The organism is Ruegeria sp. AB9 (assembly GCF_056542585.1).
Window position 1 is genome coordinate 56,017 of the sequence record NZ_JBQGAA010000010.1, and the last position, 16,482, is coordinate 72,498.

Genomic DNA, 16,482 nt, shown 5'->3' on the forward strand with positions numbered 1-16,482 from the left:
GCATCCAGAACGCCGAGGAGGTCCAGATCCAGCTCAGTGGATTGCCTTGCCACGGTTGATGTACCTGAGGTTCCTAGGGGGAAAAAAGATAGAAAGAACCTCCATGACGCCAACCGGTTTCGTCTTGACCAGGCGCTGGTAATGGTTGAGCAGACACATACGCTGGCAGAGCCATAAGCCTTATCTAAAGTACCATGGCGCTGAGTGATGCGGTATGAGACATGACTGCGTCCTTTAGGAAAATGCGACTTAGTAATTGAACCTAAGTCCGATCCCGGCGCCTTGGTCATAGGGGCGATCAGCACCGATCCCGATCAGCACATCTGCATAAAGGGCTACTCCGGGGCTCAGGTTCTTACCGATCTGGAATTCTGCGGTCGCGGGCCAGGCGTCATTCTCCCAATCATAGGGCGCTTTCAAATCTGCTTTGATCCAATACCCCTCACCAAATGGCTGAAGTGCAATTAGGCGCATCGCGGTTTGGCTGACATCGGTCGGTCCATTGTAAGATGCGAAATGCTGGACCAGAGGGATCAGTGTCAGCCCACTGTTTGTGTTTGCAAAGGCGAACCCTCCGAACGGAGCGATTTGATCAGACCCGGTGCCAATGCCCTCATCGGGGTCGCCGAAATCAAGTATCCATTCCAAACCGAGCGCGGATTTGACGGTCCATGTGTCATTCAAGGGACTTTGGGAAGGGAAGTAGATCAGCTTAAAGCTGGTCTTTTCGAACCCATCGAACCTCACTCCCGTCACATTCGTTGAATTGTAATGTAGCTCGTATTTTAGCTTCAGATCGGGGCGCAGCATGTATGCGCCATCGATGAACATATCCTGACGGTCTGCCCCCCCTTCCAGTTCGAAATATTGATAGCGAATGTCCGTGTTGTTAACCGCCGCCAGTGGATTTGACGCGTTTTCCTCGGCTTTGGTGGTAGAAGCCGTCACGAGTAACGCCGAGGTTAAGACTGCCAGATGAAGGGAGATGCGGGTCATAGCACACCTTGGAAAAATTCATGCGACCAGTTAGACGGCGGCGTCTCGGCACCGCCGTCTCAAGTTCGTCATTGCCAGCTAGAAAAGACTTCTCGGGCCAATTCGCTTTCGGGCCTGAGGTTTTCAATTCCCTCATAGGGGACACCCTTGCCGAGCGGTTTGTGAGGGTGCTTTTCGATGGACTTCTGGTGGCGCTTCAACATGTCCTGGAATGACGCCCCGGACCACAGCGAATACCCGACAAGCGGATGTTCTTCACGTGGATCGCGATAGACATTGAAGACAGGGGCGGCCGCGCCGGGCTGACCGGGGGCTGGCAGATGCATCTTGAACTCTTGCTTTACGACCGAGCGCAAAACCGGCCCTTCGTACACATAGACGTAGTCACGGCGCGAATTACCTTCTCCCTCAAGCAATAGTGCGGTCTGGTCGATGCCATCAATGACACGGTCGCGTGGAATATGGTCTGTCGCACCTGCTATACGGGCGAAGGTAGTGAAAAGGTCCGATACATGCACGATGTCGCCTGCCGCGCTGCCCGCCTCGATGGCGCCGGGCCACCGGATGAAGGCATCGGTTCTCACGCCGCCTTCGAGGTGCTGTGTCTTGCCACCGCGATAAATCAGTTGATTAAGGCCTGACGTTCCTTCGTAATGGTACATCAAACCATTGTCAGCCATGATCATAACGACGGTATTATCTGCCTTGCCGGTTTCATCCAGTTTGGCCAGAACCTCGCCGATCCAGCCGTCCAGAACCTGCAATTTGTCTGCATGAAAACCACCGTTGCGAGACACGGCTTGATCAGGATAAGCAAAGTTCAGCGGATAGAGCGGCCAATATTGCATAAAGAACGGATCGTCCTGCGAGGCGAGGTGATCCAGCTGTTCCAATGCCTGTCGCTGGTAGCGCAGGTTCATTTCTTCGTATTTTGCCTGGGTCCATTCTTCGCCAGGTGCCATGTCGACCTCGCGAGCCAGGCCGCCCGCTTCACCTTCAACGCCGGTCACAAGGCCATAGGGTTTGAACCGCTCGTCCAATTGAAACTGGTTGGACTGCCCCGACGGATGGTAACCAAGCATGTTGTTGGCGACCATTGCATCCCGCGTCATCAGGCTAAGCTGAACCTGTTGATGTAAGGGAAAGGCTGCCCAATCGAATCCCTGATTGTGTGGGTAGGCCTGTTCAATATCGCCCTGATGCCATTTGCCGACATGCGCAGTATTGTACCCTTCTTCCTTCAGAATTTCAGCAATCGTGACTTCTTCTGCCGCAAGACCTTCGCCAACCAGAGCAACCTTGACCTCTTCAACGCCCGCTCGCACGGGGTGACGACCGGTTAACATCGCCGTTCGTGTCGGCGTACAGGATGGCTCAGTGTACATTCGCATCAAAGACATGCCTTCCGCAGCGAAATCGTTGATGTTTGGCGTATCGAAACCGGTGACGTAGTTCATTGTCCGGTTGCCCATCTGACCAAAGCTAACATCGTCGATCAAAATGTAGAGGATATTGGGTGGTTTGCCGCCATTTGCATCCCGAATCTCGGAAAGCTTCTGTTCAACTTTTGTGTCTTGAGCGTCCCATTGCTCGCCAAACTGTGCGCGTAGAAACTCAAACTCTCCATCATGAATTATGGGCGCATCCTGCGCAAAGCTTGCGCTTGCCATCAGCACCATGGCTGAGGCTTGTTTCAGTATTGGTCTCATCGGTATCCCCTTCCCTATTTGAATTACATCTTCCCTGCACGTCGCAGCGATTGAGCAATTTCATCCTGAAGACCTTTCAGCGTTTCACGGATATCGCAGGCAAAATTGAACGATTGGCTTCCGGGCTCAGTGTTCAAGGCAAGGTACTCGTCACTGAGAAGTTGGTAGTCCCGGCAGATTTCGTCGAACTCCGTGTCCACACTCCGCAAGTCCGCTATTGCGGATTGGTGGTCAGGAAACTTGGCGTCAAAGACATCAGATTTCATTTGGAAAGCGCGTTTGTAGATTCAGCAGGTTTCCCTAATTGAACGCCGAATTCACTTCTCCCAAAAGGTATATCGGGGCATAATACGGTATAATAGGAGATGTAAATTACTGAAAAAATGAACTTATCGGGAAACACATCAACTTCAATAAATGATGGCAGAACACCTGACGCTAAGGATGTGCGGGCCGCACTTCAGCGATTGGTCAGGTCCTCGACTTTCGATGGCTCACAGCGATTGCAGGACTTTCTTGCATATGTAGTCGAAGAGTCGCTTAACGGCAGGGCTGATGACATTCGCGCCAAGACAATAGCAATGGATGTCTATGGCGGTTCCATATCAGAGATGGCGCGCCGTGAAAACGTGGTGCGGGTAGACGCTGGCCGCCTGAGGCGGAAACTTGTCGAATACTACGCTAAAGATGGCCGTGACGAGTGCACGATGTTTGACCTGCCAAAGGGTGGATATGCTCCGGTGATATCGATAAGGGAAACCGAGGCCGCTCAGCCCGAAAACCCAAAGCCGGACACCAAAGTGCGTGCATGGTCTCGCACGGTCATTGGCAAAGCTGGAATTGTCATTCTAGTTGGTTGTGCCTCTGCATTTGCCTTGATGTGGACAATGCGAGAAGTTCCGCCGAGCTTTCCAGCCGATGACTTGAGTAGTGACGAGCGAGGCGCTATTTTTGACGCATCCCCGATGCGGCTTCAGGCTGTAAACTTAGCGAACTCGGGCAGGGATCTGATCTTTCCCGCCTTAGAGCCCGCGCGACTTAACGCGGCTTTGACCGTGTTTAAAGGGGCAATCGAAAATGATGACAGCTATTTCGGAGGCCATGCAGGAGCCGCGCAGGTTGCAGCAACAATTGCTTTAGTGTCACCGGAACCCGATCTGGCGCGGGAAATGCTCGGCTATGCGGACGCGCAGGCCAACAGGGCCTTAGAATTAGCCCCCGAAACAGGTTGGAGTCAGTCCGCAAAGGCATGGGTCGAGTTTGCCAAAGGTGATTGGACTGAGGCCTTGCAATTTGCACAAAGAGCGCAGCGATTGGCGCCAAACGACGTGCATGTGTTGGAATTTGTATCACTGATCCTACTCTACTCAGGTTCGTTTGAACAAGTTGTAGCGATCAGTGAAGAAGCGCTTTCGAAAATCGCTCTGGAGAGAGGTTACGTGTTTCAGAACGCGATGGGGTCTGCGAAGTTCCACCTAAAAGATTTCGAAGGTGCAATATCCGCTTTTGAACAGGTGACCCAGAAAGGCGGCCCCGTCGGACCTGTATCTGTTGCTTATCTCATGGCATCACATCAGATGTTGGGAAACGATAGTGAAGCTCAGACCCTGTCAGAACAATTCTCACGTGACTGGCCTAACAGTCGAGTGGACAAGTTGTTCGAGAAACTCTTTGCAGACCCGAAGTATGGGCAAGAACTTGGTGACGCTATGAAACAAGCCAATTGGATTCCAAATAACTGATGCTTTAGTTGACGTTTCAGCGTTCGTAAGCTCACCCTTTGGCTCTAGACGACCGTTCTAATCCTTGCAATCAGCGGCTGGTGGCAGCCCGAAGCGGACCTTCACAATCAAGCTCTACAAACTCGGCAATGCGGGGCTTTGCTGCTAACCGGTTGCCCTCGCTGAATGTCCGAAACTCGAAAAAGACCCGACGCTTCGCCGGGTCAGTTGGTGACTACGGGGAACGCCACTCCGTAGTGTGGTGGTCAACCCAATCAGGTCCGGGGAATCCCAGTACACTGGACAGCTACATTTGTCGATCTTGGAAGAAGACGGGGTCTGGTTCAAAAAAGACCGCTCGTGCCAATAACCTTCAATACGGAAAATTCTTCACTCACCTGCGACGGGTCTTCGATATTTACGGATAAAGGTAAGAACATTTTTCGTTACCCCTGATAAATCAGCTCAGAACGTTTGGTTCCTGGGTATCCAACTGAATTTGCGGAGCCCCACGCCTTAAATACTCGTGTAAGCAACATTTCGGCCCGACTGACCGCAACAATCGCCTATTGATCAAACGCCAGGAATCCAGATCGAAACTGGGAAAAAATGTATCGGCATCTAGGACCTGAATTTCGACCTCGGAAATCATCAGCCTATTCGCCATTGGGATCATTTCTTCGTAAACTCGTGCTCCGCCGATGCCATAAATTCGATCAAAACCCGCATCGGAGGCGATCTGAACGGCCGCGGTCACCGAGGGAGCCACAAGGTCCGCAGCATCAGACTGTGAGGAAACAACGATATTTAGGCGCTTTGGCAGCGGCTTTACCGGAAGGCTTTCCCACGTGTTACGTCCCATGATGAGGGCACCGCCAAGCGTTTCCCGCTGAAAGGACTTCAAGTCCTCGGGAAGATGCCAGGGGATATCGCCATTTCGTCCGATTGCTCCATTTTCGGCACGCGCCACGATCAATGTAATCATTTCTTAGACCGCCACTGGCGCTGGGATCGCGGGTTCGGGATCATAGTCGACGATCTCAAAGTCCTCGTAGCGAAAATCAAATATGGATGACACATCGCGCTTGATGCGGATGGTTGGCAGCCTTTTTGGCTTGCGGCTAAGCTGCAATTTCACCTGATCCATGTGGTTGGAGTAGATGTGGGCATCTCCAATTGTGTGCACAAAATCACCCACTTTGTAGCCAGTAACATGAGCGAGCATCACAAGAAGTAACGCATAGGATGCAATGTTGAATGGAACGCCAAGGAACATGTCGGCTGACCGTTGGTAGAGCTGAAGGTGCATGCGACCGTTCAAGACCCGAACTTGCCAGATTGTATGGCAAGGAGGGAGTGCCATGCGCGGAACATCTCCGGGATTCCATGCAGAAACAATGAGACGGCGGCTATCGGGTGTGGACTTTATCGTTTCGATTAGCTGTGTGATCTGGTCAACTCCCCTTCCTAAGTACAGGGGTTCACCATCCTTCACCTGCCCGGTCGGTTGAAGGGTGGGGAAAGCTCGCCATTGACGGCCATATACAGGACCCAGATCACCATTTTCGTCAGCCCATTCGTCCCAAATCGTGACACCATTATCGTTCAAATATTTGATGTTGGTGTCGCCGGCCAGGAACCACAAAAGTTCGTGAATAATTGAGCGCAGGTGTAGCTTCTTGGTAGTTACCAAAGGAAAACCATCCGCCAATCGATAGCGCGACTGCAAGCCGAACAACGAGATTGTTCCCGTACCCGTGCGGTCGGTTGATTCTTCACCACATTCTAGAATGGTGTTCAATGCATCTAGATACTGCTTCAACTTTGTCCTCGTCTTTCTTTCCGCAGCTTGGACGCCATCGCCCCAAAGCTTATACCATGGTGCAATTGCATCGAGGTTCTCACGGACCTAATCTCGGAACGAGATCTGTCTATGCGGCACGATAAATTAAACAAAACTTAGCCGCCCCAACCATCCTCGTTTGAAAAAGCCTGACATCTCAAAAATGGGGAGTAAGCTTCCCACTTTATCACAAATAGATGACTTAAAACTATTTTTTACAAAATAGGGAATTCGAACATCACCTAACACCTTCCAATACCACTGCGTATAGATGTTTGCAGGCAGGTTCATCCGCGCCAGACCCTGCTGCCCGTCCTGGCTGATCATCGACTCGTAATTGTCATAGCACCGGGTGCTGTCGGCCTTGAGGATGTCCAGAACCCACGCAGCCTCTTGACCTTCCTGAGCCGAGCCACGGCCCTGATTATTCACTTCTGACTGGGCCGCCACATGTTCCGGTGCGGGAACAAAGAACTCACGGTCCAGAACTGAACAACGTGCCGAATATTCATTTACAACTGCCGTCCGGTGCCGGATCCACTGTCGCGCCACAAAGACAGGCAGTTTTACGTGCAGTTTGACTTCGCACATCTCAAAAGGGGTCGAATGCCAGTGCCGTACCAGATACCGGATGAGGCCTTCGTCATTCTGAACCGATCGGGTTCCTTTGCCGTAAAACATACGTGCGGCCTGACAGATGGCAGCATCATTACCCATGTCGTCGATCACGCGGACAAAACCGTGATCCAGAACCTGATGCGCGGTATACAGGTGATCTACCATTCCCGCTGAAACGACGCGACGTGTCGGATGCGATTGCGCGCGTTGCGCTTCGATCTCGGCCTGTTGGTCAGTGGACAGCGGCATCAAACTTTTTCTTCCTGGCAATGAGTCGCCCCCTACTATATCTCGCCAATCGCAACACCGGAACCGCGATATATGCCGTAACCTGCGCAATTTTCGATTTGCAATGCCCTGCACTCTCGACACATTTGGTCGGCGCGCTAAGCTCATGGCAAATTGAGTCGGAAAAGGATGGCCAAAATGGCGCTGACATATCTCCACACCATGATCCGCGTGAAGGATCTGGAAAAATCCATGGCGTTTTATGAACTTCTGGGCCTGAAGGAAACGCGCCGATATGACAGCGAAGCCGGGCGCTTTTCACTGGTCTTCTTGGCCCCTCCAGGACAAGAAGACGCGCCGATCGAACTGACTTATAACTGGGATGGCGACGACAACCTCCCAAGTGACAGTCGCCACTTTGGCCACCTCGCTTATGGCGTAGACAACATCTACGAGGTCTGCCAGCACCTTCAGGACAATGGCGTTACGATCAATCGCCCTCCGCGTGACGGTCGTATGGCCTTTGTGCGTTCACCAGACAATATCTCGGTTGAGCTTCTGCAGAACGGTGACGCGCTCGAACCGGCCGAGCCCTGGGCCAGTATGGAGAGCTCCGGCCACTGGTAATCCGGTGGATCATAGCGTTGGGGCTGGTCGTACTGGCCAGCCCGATCAAGGCCGAACAATGTCGTCTGGCCCTGGCACTGGCGATGGACATTTCCGTCTCGGTCGACGATGCCGAAGACGCGCTTCAACGGCAGGGGCTGGCCGCTGCCCTGCTGGCACCAGAGGTTCAGGAAGCCTTCTTTTCATCTTCTTTACCCGTCGCATTGGCTGTTTACGAATGGAGTGGGCAAACTACTCAGCATGTCATTGTGAACTGGCGTCTGATTGAAAATCAGGGCGACTTGCTGGCTGCCGCCGCCCGGATCAGCCAGTCAACCCGGTCCAACGAAAGCTCAGCCACTGCCATGGGGCACGCGCTGAGATTTGGGGCCGAGTTGCTGCGCAGCGCGCCGGATTGCCTGTTCCACACCATTGATCTGTCCGGTGATGGGTCCAACAACGACGGTTATGGTCCGCAAATCGCTTATAATCGGTTCTTTTTCCAAGAGATCGTGGTCAACGGGCTGGTCATCAACGCAGCGGATTTCGAAGGAGAATTGTTCCTAATCCCTTTCTTCGAGAACAATGTACTGCACGGTCCCGGTGCTTTCTTGGAGGTGGCCCAAGGTTTTGAAGACTTCGAACGCGCCATGCGAAAAAAGCTGAAACGGGAATTGAGTGGTTTGCAGATTGGTGGATTCGATGAAGACCGCCATAATTGAGCGTTCGATCGCCTTTTTCTGTGGGTGTGTTCTCGGGACCCTAATTTGGGCAAGGCCGCCGTGCTCGCGCACCTGTTTTGGACGGCTTAGTTCCGTCCGATGCGTGGACCTAATCAGTAGATATACCTGATCTGATCCGTCCAATACCGTTCAACGCGTCGCAACGACGTGGTGATATCGTCGATACCTTCAAGCTCCAACACCCCTCTGCTTTGCAACCCTTCGGCGTGACGTGCAAACAGATCGGAAACGATATCACGAATTTCCCTGCCCCTCGGCGTCAGACGCACACGTACCGAACGGCGATCAATCTCACATCTCTGGTGATGCATATACCCCATCTCGACCAATTTCTTCAGGTTGTAGCTGACATTGCTGCCCTGATAGTAACCACGGCTTTTCAGCTCACCGGCCGTCACTTCATGATCGCCAATATTAAACAGCAGCAACGCCTGAACCGCGTTGATTTCCAGCACGCCGACGCGCTCGAATTCATCCTTGATGACGTCCAGCAGCAACCGGTGCAGCCGCTCAACAAGGGCCAGCGCCTCAAGATAGCTGGTTATGAACCCTTTGACCCCCAGCCCGGAGACCTGCATTTCCAAACTCATCCGACCCTCCGATTCAGTCGTGCTGTTTGAGACACGATGAACCGAAAATCCGAAAAATCGGTTAAGCTGGGTTTTTATTTATTTCTGAAAGGTTTGTGCGATATCCGAAATCAAGCTGGCAAACTGGTCCGGCGGCTGCACCTGACCTGTGACCCATTGATACAGGTCCTGATCATTCTCTTGCAGCAGCGCGTCATAAACATCCAGCCCGGCCACGTCCATCTCGGCCAGATTGCGATCTGCATAGGCGGACAGGATAATGTCCATCTCTTTGATCCCGCGTCGCATGGACCGCATTTTCATACGCTTGATGCGCACATCCCGGGGTTCGCTCAATTCTTCTGCTCCAGCATCAGGCGCATTTTCTTTTCCAGCCGTGCCGCACGTTCGGCACTCGCGCGCATCTCACCGCGAATGGCGCGCAGTTCGGCCACGGCGGTTGACAGTTCCATACCGCCTTCACCCTCTTCCACGGGTGCGTCCATGCCTTCGCCCTCACCGGTCAACAGCCACATAATCGAGACGTTGACCATTCCTGCCATCATCGACAATCGGTTCGCACGCGGCTCGGACAGATCGTTTTCCCAATCGGCTATTGTCCCTTTCTTGACACCAAGCCGGCGTGCCAATTCAGCTTGCGTCATTCCGGCAGCTTCGCGAGCGCCCGCCAAACGGTCCCCAAATGTTGCTGACTCCGGACCATACCAGTCGTTTTCATCATTCATTCGGGTCTCCAATTCACATTATCTATACGGCTTGATCGTCATTCCGGCGCACCCTATGACAGTCAGGTTGAACATACAAACCGAGGCCACCCATGAGTTTCCTGTCTGCGACACTGTCACGCGTTAAACCTTCGCCCACCATCGCTATGACAGCCAAGGCAGCCGAACTTAAGGCCGCCGGGCGCAATGTCATCGGGCTGAGCGCGGGTGAGCCGGATTTCGACACGCCTCGGAACATCAAAGACGCCGCTGTTGCGGCAATTGCCGCGGGCAAGACCAAATACACCGCACCAGACGGCATTCCCGAGCTGAAACAAGCGGCCTGCGCAAAGATGAAGCGCGATCATGGGCTAGATTATACGCCTGCTCAGATCTCGATCGGAACCGGTGGAAAGCAAACGCTGTACAACGCCTTAATGGCAACCATGAATGACGGCGACGAGGTTATTATCCCCGCGCCCTATTGGGTAAGTTACCCCGACATGGTTTTGCTGGCAGGTGGAACGCCGGTTGTTGTTGAAACGACACTGGGGAACAGCTTCAAGCTGACTGCGGAGCAACTGGAGGCCGCAATCACCCCAAAGACAAAGTGGTTCATCTTCAATTCGCCTTCGAACCCGACGGGCGCAGGGTATAGCCGGGATGAGCTTAAGGCTTTGACCGATGTCCTGATGCGCCATCCGCATGTCTGGATCATGTCGGACGACATGTACGAACACCTGGCATATGACGGGTTTGAATTCTGCACCCCTGCCGAGGTTGAACCCGGTCTGTATGACCGGACGCTCACCTGCAACGGGGTATCCAAAGCCTATGCCATGACCGGTTGGCGCATCGGCTACGCGGCCGGCCCTGTCGAAATAATTGCGGCGATGCGCAAGATCCAGTCGCAATCAACCTCGAACCCCTGCTCGGTCAGCCAGTGGGCGGCGGTTGAAGCGCTGAATGGGACGCAGGCGTTTCTGGCCCCGAACAACGAGACGTTCAAACGTCGGCGTGATCTGGTGGTTCGGATGTTGAGTGAGATTGATGGTATCACCTGCCGTACACCTGAAGGCGCGTTTTATGTTTACCCTTCGATCGCAGGACTGATTGGCAAAACGACGCCTGCCGGAACGGTCATCGAAAACGATGAGGTTTTTGCCAATGCCCTGCTGGAAGAGGCGGATGTTGCTGTTGTGTTTGGCGCGGCCTTTGGCCTTTCGCCAAATTTCCGGGTCAGCTACGCTACATCCGATGCGGCACTGACCGAGGCCTGCAGTCGCATCCAGCGTTTTTGCGCGTCTCTGAGGTAAACATGTCCGCCGATCTTCCCGAATACTACTTTCGCATTCGTGAAAACGGGGCAGCCGTATTTCGGATCGATACGGAAAACCGACAGCGTCGGATTGAGATGGACCAGATTGCGGTCGTCAACATCCGAAACGGCGAGGTCAAACCGCAAGGACAGCGGACGCTTTCAGATCGGGATCACGCCGAAATCGACCGCTGGATGGAAGAGCGCCGGGCCTTACTGGCCCAGCGCGACATCGACGACATACATCGCGCTATCGACCACCTGAACCTGACCACGCAATGGGCACAATCTAAGGCAAGCGACGAACAGCTTGAGGATGTGACCGACCGCTTATTGATGGCGATGCACGATCTACGCACAGTTCTGGTCCGTAAAAAGGCTGACCGACTTAGCAAAAATTAAGCGGGCTCAGCCGGTGCCTGCATCTGCCGCACCGAGTGCATCCAGAACCGGGCCATCAGCAAAACAGCTGCAAAGGCCAGACCGAGAACCAGCCCCAACCATATGCCGATTCCGTCCATCTGTCGGACAAATCCGAAATAGTACGATGCCGGGATGCCAATGACCCAATAGCTGAGTGCAGCCATGACCATGGGAATCTTTGCATCTTGCAATCCACGCAGCAGACCCAGCGCAATCACCTGAGCGCCATCGACCAGTTGAAACAAAGCCGCCATGGCAAGCAAACCGGTCCCGATTGCCAGGATTTGCCCGCGCTGCGGGTCATCCGCCTCCATGAACAATGAAATCAGCGGTTCGGCACAGGTCAGAAACAGAATAATCGTCAGAATGGACATGACCAGAGACATGCCCGTTACGGCAATTGCACCTTTTTCAAGATGCGCCCTGTCCCGTCGGCCCAGCGCATTGCCTGCTCTGATCGTGGCGGCGTTTGACAACCCCAGATGCACCATAAAGGTCGCCGAAGCCAGGTTCAGCGCGATCCCATGCGCGGCCAGAGGGACCTGACCCAGCCAACCCATCATTACGGCTGATGTTGCAAACAGCGACACCTCGGCCAGGGTGGTCAGGCCGATAGGTACGCCCAACTTCCACACGCTGGCGAACATTTCCCAATCCGGCCGCCAGAAGCGTTGGAAGAGGCTGTGCTCGGGCAGTGTCCGAACCACGTAGAAAACAACCGCCACCAGTGAAACAACCTGCGTCGCGATCGACGCGATCGCCGCCCCCATCACGCCCAGTTCCGGTGCGCCCCAATTGCCGAAGATAAGCGCATAGTTGGTCACCGCGTTCACAAATGCCGCCGCGACCGTGATCCACAGAACAATCTGCGTCCGTTCCAATGCCGCAAGGTAGGACTTCAGCACCATCACAAGCAGGGCCGGAAACAATCCCCAACCAGCGACACGCAAATATTCAGACGCCGTTTCAGCGACTTGCGGCTCCTGTTTCATGGCGATCAGGATCGGATAGGACCACCACAGCAAAGGCATTACTGCCACAGCGTACAAAAGTGACAGCCACAAACCCATACGGGTCGAGCGGCGAATGCTGGTTTCGTCCCCTTCCGCCGCTGCGGTGGCAACCATTGGCATGACTGCCCAGCCAAACCCCGCACCAAACAAAAACAGCACGAAATAATAGCTGCTGGCCAAGGTGACCGCCGCCAGCGCCTCGACCCCGTACCAGCCCAGCATGATGGTATCGGTCAAACCGATGGCAAACTGCGCCAGATGGCCCCCGACCAGCGGCAGGCCAAGCACTGCAATCGCCCGGAAATGGGCCGGATATGTCATCACTTTTGTCATTGCACCAGCCTTATGCGCGGGCTTGGCGCGGGACAAGAGTAGATCAGCAATATTTCAATATGAGACTCTGATGCCCACTCGCATGATAAGAGCGGGCACCCTGGCGATTAACGGGCGTCCGGATGCAATGTTGTGCCCAATATATGCTCAGACCGGTGAATGACGTGATGCGCCTGCCCTACGATCAATGGATCGGGCTCATCTACGATGTCGTGATCCTTACCCGGGTAGTCCAATGTCGACAGGAAATGCCGCATGCAGTTCAGGCGCGCACGTTTCTTGTCATTCGATTTGATGATCGTCCACGGCGCGTCCGCTGTGTCAGTGTAGAAGAACATCGCCTCTTTGGCTTCGGTATAGTCATCCCATTTGCTAAGGCTGGCCTTGTCGATGGGCGACAGCTTCCACTGTTTCAGAGGATCAGTTTCGCGGCTTTTGAAACGGCGCTGCTGCTCTTCCTGAGTAACCGAGAACCAGTATTTGTACAGCTGGATGCCTGAGCGTACCAGCATCCGCTCCATTTCCGGTGTCTGACGCATGAACTCCAGGTATTCGTTGGGCGAGCAGAAGCCCATCACCCGTTCAACACCCGCTCGGTTGTACCAGGACCGGTCGTAGAACACCATTTCGCCAACTGTAGGTAGTTCCTGAATATAGCGCTGATAATACCACTGCCCCTTCTCTTCCCAGGTGGGTTTGTTCAAAGCGACCACCCTAGCCTGACGCGGGTTCAGATGCTCCATGAACCGTTTGATGGTACCGCCCTTGCCAGCGGCATCGCGCCCCTCAAACAACAGAACGAACCGCTGCCCTGTCTCCTGCGCCCACAACTGAACCTTCAGCAGCTCTGCCTGAAGCTTGGCTTTTTGCGCTTCATAGGCGGATCGCGCCATCTTGCGGCCGTAGGGGTACTTTCCGCTTTCAAACGCCTGCCTGATTTTTTCGGGGCTGGGCGTTGCGGGCTCTGTAGTATTGGCCGGTACGGCCTTGATCTGAGGGGTTTTCACTTCGACCGGAGCAATGGCTTCCATACATCTTTTCCTTTTTCTACTGTCCTGAGAGAGGGCTAGCAGAAAGGCCGTGGATGCGCATTGATTGGGGTCAAATTGATACCTCAAAAACCCATAAATTCTACACCGGTTCAGCGGTTCCAATCGGGGTTTCCAATACACACCTGTTCTTGTCGGATTGAACGGCAGTTCCATCTGCATCCGTGCATCGCCTGATCTTGCTCCACATCTTGCGGATCGCTTTTTTCATGTCCCACGGCCAATGGGGCCGTGGCCAAAGTTGGTGCCCCAATGGTTTGCCGCAGTGGCCATTCACCTCTTACCTCTGACTTTATCGGTGGCCCCAATCGTCAGGGTTGTCAGAGTTGTTCGGCGACAAACCCAGTTCGTCCCCATCCGTCGAACATCCCAGGCCCAGAACCGTCCGGTTCGCATAAGAGAAGTAAGAACAGACCTGATTGATTTCGAGGATTTCCCCATCATCCCACCCCGCCTCGCGCAAAGCAGCCACATCCGCCTCGACCAGATCGCCCGGAGCCTCAGTAAGTTTTAGTGCATAGGTCATCGCCGCCACCTGCGCTGCATCCAGTGGGGCGGCTGCCGGATCGCGCGCCTCAATTGCCGCGCGGATCGCATTTCCTCTCGCTTTGTCGCCAAGCAACCGCTGCAAACCGGCGAAATGATGTTCGACGCAATATCCGCATCGGTTCAGAGAGCTGACCCACACGCCCAGCACCTCGAGAAACCATTTCGGTATCTTGTTGCCCGAATGATGCAGCACCGCCTTGTAGATCGCCATATGGCCTTCCATCGAATGCGGCCGCAACGAATGCGCCATCATGATGTTGTCCACATTGTTTTCGGGACCGGTGACGCGGTCGTAGAGTTTCTTCAGCCTGCCCGTGGCCTGTTCGAAAGGGATGGTGTTGATCCAGCTCATGTGAGTTTCCGTTGCGGTTTTTTGTTTGATGTCCTGAGACTATGTGCGTGTTGAGAAATTGGCGAGGAAAACCGGACGAGACTCTTGCACCAAAGCTCTGACAGGTCATCCTTTTACAAACCCACGGCAAAAGAGCATGGGATTGAAGTCAGCCCAAACCGGAACCCGCGTCATCAGAGCTAAATCACGTCCGGTGCAGTCCCGCAGGTGGAACTCTGACGCTCGATACGGGCGACCAAATGCAGCCAAGGTCAGGACCCATTGGTTTCCCGGTGGTCACATGTTCCATTATTCGAAAAACGAGCGGCGAACAGTCTGATCTCTTTTGACCAGGAACAGATACAACTACGCGGCTTTGGCGGATCAATCCTCCCGCACAAAGCCGCGCGACAGCGAAGGCCGCGTTATCGAGGTCCTGAGCTTAGTTGCTAACTTCCGCCTGAAGCTCGCGGAAATACCCTATGGTTGCGACCAGACCTTCTTTCAGCTGAACTTTGGGCTCCCAGCCCAGCAGGGTCCGCGCCAGAGTTATATCGGGCTGACGCTGTTTCGGGTCATCTTCCGGCAGCTCCCTAAAGTTGACGGGGGTTTCCGCCCCCGCAAGCGTCTGCACTTCGCTGGCCAGTTCGTTCATCGAGAACTCATTGGGATTGCCCAGATTGACCGGGCCGGTGACGTCCTTGTCGGTCTCCATCAGGCGGATGAAGCCTTCGATCAGGTCATCCACGTAACAGAAAGACCGGGTTTGCGTGCCGTCGCCAAAGATTGTGATCGGTTCGCCGGTCAGGGCCTGCATGATGAAATTCGACACAACGCGCCCATCGGCGGGGTGCATTCTGGGACCGTACGTGTTGAAGATGCGGGCCACCTTGATCTCCAGCCCCATCTGCCGGTGATAGTCGAAGAACAGCGTCTCGGCGCAGCGTTTGCCCTCGTCATAGCAGGATCGCGGACCAACCGGGTTGACGTTGCCCCAATAATCTTCGGTCTGCGGATGGATGGTCGGGTCGCCGTACACCTCAGAGGTCGAGGCTTGGAAGATCTTGCATTTCAGCCGTTTCGCCAGACCCAGCATATTGATCGCGCCGTGCACGCTGGTCTTGGTCGTCTGCACCGGATCGTGCTGGTAATGCACGGGCGAAGCAGGACAGGCGAGGTTATAAATCTCGTCCACTTCCACAAACAACGGAAAGGTCACATCGTGGCGCATGAACTCGAACCGCGGGTTGCTGTGCAGATGGTCGATATTGCGCTTGGTGCCGGTGAACAGGTTGTCGACGCACAAAACCTCATGCCCCTGATCCAGAAGCCGGTCGCACAGATGCGAGCCCAGAAACCCGGCCCCACCGGTTACGAGAACACGTTTTCGACTGTTATAAAGGCGGGCCATTGCAAATCCTTAATCGTTAAATCCAAGCCAGCTTGTCACGGGGAAGCCGGGTCTTGGTCTGATTAGTAAACCGAAGGGATTTGAATTGCAGTAGATTTTGGTTTTTTGAGGGCGCGTGTGGTGTGGGTGTGTCTTCCTATCCGTCCAGTGCATGCTGCTAGGCATCTTGCACGCGCCCGCTCCGCTTCCTTGGTTTGGCGCGATGAGTGTGACTATTTAGGAAGGGTGTTCAAACCAATCTAAAAGCTAATGATGGGATGGGAGCGAGTATCCACCCTGAACTTGCCTTGGCTTGAA

Annotated in this window: 19 protein-coding genes; 5 read left to right on the forward strand and 14 right to left on the reverse strand. The window is 54.1% G+C overall.

Translation table 11 applies throughout. The features are described 5' to 3' along the window. Positions 1–249: 249 nt before the first annotated feature. From ACR0K5_RS17910 to ACR0K5_RS17920, 3 genes are all read right to left on the reverse strand, one after another. Positions 250–996, reverse strand: a complete 747-nt coding sequence (locus ACR0K5_RS17910; RefSeq protein ID WP_480631009.1) for a hypothetical protein — start codon at positions 994–996, stop codon at positions 250–252. A 68-nt stretch (positions 997–1,064) separates the two neighbouring features. Further along, a complete protein-coding gene (locus ACR0K5_RS17915; protein ID WP_480631010.1) occupies positions 1,065–2,705 on the reverse strand; it encodes a sulfatase-like hydrolase/transferase in 1,641 nt (546 codons plus the stop codon). A 23-nt stretch (positions 2,706–2,728) separates the two neighbouring features. Next, the gene (locus ACR0K5_RS17920) at positions 2,729–2,971 is read right to left on the reverse strand and encodes a hypothetical protein (protein WP_480631011.1); all 243 of its coding nucleotides are present in this window, start codon (positions 2,969–2,971) and stop codon (positions 2,729–2,731) included. 534 nt (positions 2,972–3,505) lie between these two features. Here ACR0K5_RS17920 and ACR0K5_RS17925 point away from each other — a divergent pair. Further along, entirely contained in the window at positions 3,506–4,447 is a 942-nt protein-coding gene (locus ACR0K5_RS17925) for a tetratricopeptide repeat protein (RefSeq protein ID WP_480631012.1), read from the forward strand. Between the two features lie 439 nt (positions 4,448–4,886). Here ACR0K5_RS17925 and ACR0K5_RS17930 read toward each other — a convergent pair whose 3' ends face one another. The 3 genes from ACR0K5_RS17930 to thyX all read right to left on the reverse strand — a co-directional run bounded on the left by ACR0K5_RS17930 (position 4,887) and on the right by thyX (position 7,136). Then, on the reverse strand, positions 4,887–5,411 hold the full coding sequence (locus tag ACR0K5_RS17930; protein ID WP_480631013.1) for a dihydrofolate reductase: 525 nt from the start codon (positions 5,409–5,411) through the stop codon (positions 4,887–4,889). Positions 5,412–5,414: 3 nt separating this feature from the next. Continuing rightward, a complete protein-coding gene (locus ACR0K5_RS17935; protein WP_480631014.1) occupies positions 5,415–6,248 on the reverse strand; it encodes a thymidylate synthase in 834 nt (277 codons plus the stop codon). Positions 6,249–6,374: 126 nt separating this feature from the next. Next, on the reverse strand, positions 6,375–7,136 hold the full coding sequence (thyX, locus tag ACR0K5_RS17940; protein ID WP_480631015.1) for an FAD-dependent thymidylate synthase: 762 nt from the start codon (positions 7,134–7,136) through the stop codon (positions 6,375–6,377). Between the two features lie 177 nt (positions 7,137–7,313). On the opposite strand from thyX, the gene ACR0K5_RS17945 reads away from it, so the two are divergent. Together ACR0K5_RS17945 and ACR0K5_RS17950 are read left to right on the forward strand one after the other, a co-directional pair. Beyond that, on the forward strand, positions 7,314–7,742 hold the full coding sequence (locus ACR0K5_RS17945; protein ID WP_480631016.1) for a VOC family protein: 429 nt from the start codon (positions 7,314–7,316) through the stop codon (positions 7,740–7,742). A gap of 17 nt (positions 7,743–7,759) precedes the next feature. Continuing rightward, complete coding sequence (locus tag ACR0K5_RS17950) at positions 7,760–8,443, forward strand: DUF1194 domain-containing protein (RefSeq protein WP_480631017.1); 684 nt, start codon at positions 7,760–7,762, stop codon at positions 8,441–8,443. Between the two features lie 113 nt (positions 8,444–8,556). Here the strand turns inward: ACR0K5_RS17950 and ACR0K5_RS17955 are convergent, their stop codons facing one another. The 3 genes from ACR0K5_RS17955 to ACR0K5_RS17965 form a co-directional block, all read right to left on the reverse strand. Beyond that, positions 8,557–9,054, reverse strand: coding sequence for a MarR family winged helix-turn-helix transcriptional regulator (locus ACR0K5_RS17955; protein WP_480631018.1), 498 nt, complete (start codon positions 9,052–9,054; stop codon positions 8,557–8,559). Positions 9,055–9,132: 78 nt separating this feature from the next. Then, positions 9,133–9,357, reverse strand: coding sequence for a succinate dehydrogenase assembly factor 2 (locus tag ACR0K5_RS17960; RefSeq protein WP_480631103.1), 225 nt, complete (start codon positions 9,355–9,357; stop codon positions 9,133–9,135). 29 nt (positions 9,358–9,386) lie between these two features. After that, positions 9,387–9,779 carry a helix-turn-helix domain-containing protein gene (locus tag ACR0K5_RS17965; protein WP_480631019.1) on the reverse strand — a complete coding sequence of 131 codons (393 nt, stop codon included), beginning with the start codon at positions 9,777–9,779 and terminating at the stop codon, positions 9,387–9,389. Between the two features lie 92 nt (positions 9,780–9,871). Here ACR0K5_RS17965 and ACR0K5_RS17970 point away from each other — a divergent pair, with 92 nt between their 5' ends. Beyond that, positions 9,872–11,074: a pyridoxal phosphate-dependent aminotransferase gene (locus ACR0K5_RS17970; protein WP_480631020.1), complete on the forward strand. Its 1,203-nt coding sequence runs from the start codon at positions 9,872–9,874 to the stop codon at positions 11,072–11,074. Positions 11,075–11,076: 2 nt separating this feature from the next. Continuing rightward, complete coding sequence (locus tag ACR0K5_RS17975) at positions 11,077–11,478, forward strand: hypothetical protein (RefSeq protein ID WP_480631021.1); 402 nt, start codon at positions 11,077–11,079, stop codon at positions 11,476–11,478. Here the strand turns inward: ACR0K5_RS17975 and ACR0K5_RS17980 are convergent. The 5 genes from ACR0K5_RS17980 to ACR0K5_RS18000 all read right to left on the reverse strand — a co-directional run bounded on the left by ACR0K5_RS17980 (position 11,475) and on the right by ACR0K5_RS18000 (position 16,185). After that, entirely contained in the window at positions 11,475–12,845 is a 1,371-nt protein-coding gene (locus tag ACR0K5_RS17980) for an MATE family efflux transporter (RefSeq protein WP_480631022.1), read from the reverse strand. The genes ACR0K5_RS17975 and ACR0K5_RS17980 overlap by 4 nt on opposite strands. Before the next feature lie 107 nt (positions 12,846–12,952). Beyond that, a complete protein-coding gene (ppk2, locus tag ACR0K5_RS17985; protein ID WP_480631023.1) occupies positions 12,953–13,876 on the reverse strand; it encodes a polyphosphate kinase 2 in 924 nt (307 codons plus the stop codon). 100 nt (positions 13,877–13,976) lie between these two features. Next, positions 13,977–14,105, reverse strand: a complete 129-nt coding sequence (locus ACR0K5_RS17990; RefSeq protein WP_480631024.1) for a hypothetical protein — start codon at positions 14,103–14,105, stop codon at positions 13,977–13,979. A gap of 81 nt (positions 14,106–14,186) precedes the next feature. Beyond that, the gene (locus ACR0K5_RS17995; RefSeq protein ID WP_480631025.1) at positions 14,187–14,795 is read right to left on the reverse strand and encodes a carboxymuconolactone decarboxylase family protein; all 609 of its coding nucleotides are present in this window, start codon (positions 14,793–14,795) and stop codon (positions 14,187–14,189) included. A gap of 421 nt (positions 14,796–15,216) precedes the next feature. Next, a complete protein-coding gene (locus ACR0K5_RS18000) occupies positions 15,217–16,185 on the reverse strand; it encodes a UDP-glucuronic acid decarboxylase family protein (protein ID WP_480631026.1) in 969 nt (322 codons plus the stop codon). Positions 16,186–16,482 lie beyond the last annotated feature (297 nt).

Excerpts from the sequence above, each read along its gene's own strand:
- ACR0K5_RS17910 (WP_480631009.1), bottom strand. The coding sequence starts at position 996 with ATGACCCGCATCTCCCTTCATCTGGCAGTCTTAACCTCGGCGTTACTC.
- ACR0K5_RS17915 (WP_480631010.1), bottom strand. The coding sequence starts at position 2,705 with ATGAGACCAATACTGAAACAAGCCTCAGCCATGGTGCTGATGGCAAGC.
- ACR0K5_RS17920 (WP_480631011.1), bottom strand. The coding sequence starts at position 2,971 with ATGAAATCTGATGTCTTTGACGCCAAGTTTCCTGACCACCAATCCGCA.
- ACR0K5_RS17930 (WP_480631013.1), bottom strand. The coding sequence starts at position 5,411 with ATGATTACATTGATCGTGGCGCGTGCCGAAAATGGAGCAATCGGACGA.
- thyX (WP_480631015.1), bottom strand. The coding sequence starts at position 7,136 with ATGCCGCTGTCCACTGACCAACAGGCCGAGATCGAAGCGCAACGCGCG.
- ACR0K5_RS17945 (WP_480631016.1), top strand. The coding sequence starts at position 7,314 with ATGGCGCTGACATATCTCCACACCATGATCCGCGTGAAGGATCTGGAA.
- ACR0K5_RS17955 (WP_480631018.1), bottom strand. The coding sequence starts at position 9,054 with ATGAGTTTGGAAATGCAGGTCTCCGGGCTGGGGGTCAAAGGGTTCATA.
- ACR0K5_RS17960 (WP_480631103.1), bottom strand. The coding sequence starts at position 9,357 with ATGAAAATGCGGTCCATGCGACGCGGGATCAAAGAGATGGACATTATC.
- ACR0K5_RS17965 (WP_480631019.1), bottom strand. The coding sequence starts at position 9,779 with ATGAATGATGAAAACGACTGGTATGGTCCGGAGTCAGCAACATTTGGG.
- ACR0K5_RS17970 (WP_480631020.1), top strand. The coding sequence starts at position 9,872 with ATGAGTTTCCTGTCTGCGACACTGTCACGCGTTAAACCTTCGCCCACC.
- ACR0K5_RS17975 (WP_480631021.1), top strand. The coding sequence starts at position 11,077 with ATGTCCGCCGATCTTCCCGAATACTACTTTCGCATTCGTGAAAACGGG.
- ACR0K5_RS17980 (WP_480631022.1), bottom strand. The coding sequence starts at position 12,845 with ATGACAAAAGTGATGACATATCCGGCCCATTTCCGGGCGATTGCAGTG.
- ppk2 (WP_480631023.1), bottom strand. The coding sequence starts at position 13,876 with ATGGAAGCCATTGCTCCGGTCGAAGTGAAAACCCCTCAGATCAAGGCC.
- ACR0K5_RS17990 (WP_480631024.1), bottom strand. The coding sequence starts at position 14,105 with ATGAAAAAAGCGATCCGCAAGATGTGGAGCAAGATCAGGCGATGCACG.
- ACR0K5_RS17995 (WP_480631025.1), bottom strand. The coding sequence starts at position 14,795 with ATGAGCTGGATCAACACCATCCCTTTCGAACAGGCCACGGGCAGGCTG.
- ACR0K5_RS18000 (WP_480631026.1), bottom strand. The coding sequence starts at position 16,185 with ATGGCCCGCCTTTATAACAGTCGAAAACGTGTTCTCGTAACCGGTGGG.